Raw genomic sequence first — 1,204 nt, 5'->3', positions numbered from 1 at the left:
GCGCGCCAGTGCAGCCGGGCTCCCGCGCGTACGGCGTCGCCGAGCAGTTTGTGGCAGGCGGCGGACGGGACGCCCTCGGTGCACACGAGGGCGGCGCCGGTGCCCTGGAGTTCGCCGGCGGCGGCGCGCAGTACGGCCGGGTTCTCGCAGACGAAGATGGTGCGGGCGGCGGGGACGACGGGGTCGGTGGCGAGCTGGTGCAGGGTGAGCCGGAAGGGGATGCCGAAGTCGGCGGCGTCGCGCAACCAGTCGCAGACCACGGCGCTGCCCTCGGCCCCGATGTTGAGCACGAGTACCTGACTGGCGAGGTCGTCGGCGATGGCCCCGGCGCTCTCCCACAGGGCTCGCCGCCCGGCCCGCTCACGCGGGACGGCGCGGCCGTCGCCAACGCGCTGGGCGAGGGCACGCAGGACGAGCTGTTCGAGCGGGGCGCCAAAAACGAGAGCCTTGGTGTCACCGGTGGCCCACTCGGCGAGCACCGGAAGCGGCAGGACACCGGGGATGCGGGGGGAGCCAGCGAAGCGGTCCCCGTCACCGGTCAGCCTTTCCAGGACGCGTACCGCCGCGTCGAGGAGCGGCGCGTCCCCCCGGCGTACAAGACGGGTGAGGGTGCCGTCGGCGGCGATCCGGTCCAGCCAGGCGGCGAACCATCCCTGCCCGGCGAGCCGGCTGGAGTGGGCCGACTTCAGGGACTGTTCCCGGCGGGCCTGCTCGTCGGCCCGTTCGGCCGGCCGGTCACGCAGCGGACCGTGCAGCCGGCCGAGGGTCTGGAGGAGACCGGTGCCGTACCGGCCGTACAGATACCCGTCCAGGTCACGCAGGGGTACGGCGAGACGCTTGACGGTCTCGGGCCGGTAGCGGCCGGTGATGCCGATGACGGTGCGGCGCTCGGCCTCGCTGGGCCCCGTGAGCCCGATGTCGCCGTCGAGCGCGCCGCCGGTGCGTTCCAGCCTGCGGCGGGCGGCGGCTAGCAGCCGGGTCCATCCCTCGCCCCGCAACTCGTCGTACCCCTGGCTTTCGGGCCGCTCAGCCGGCAACCGCGGCCTCCTCGGGCGCCGGGGCGCGCCGGGTGCCGGGCGAGCCAAGGGCTGCGGTGAGGTCACCGGTGTCGTCGGCGAGGAGCCGGTCGCCGTCCCAGACGAGCAGCAGCGCGGAGACGGTGTGGTCGACGGCGGTGTGCGCGAGGTCGTAGTGGGCGGCGGCG

The 1,204-nt window shown here is 75.1% G+C and carries 1 protein-coding gene; it reads right to left on the bottom strand.

The window, feature by feature from the left end:
- A partial coding sequence (locus AC5P09_RS51885) for a TIGR02679 domain-containing protein (RefSeq protein ID WP_493880621.1) occupies window positions 1-1,037 on the bottom strand: 1,037 nt, incomplete at its 3' end.
- Window positions 1,038-1,204 lie beyond the last annotated feature (167 nt).

The organism is Streptomyces sp. a15, assembly GCF_059026085.1.
The sequence above is the reverse complement of the archived record's forward strand: the minus strand, read 5'-3'. Positions and strand labels throughout refer to the sequence as shown.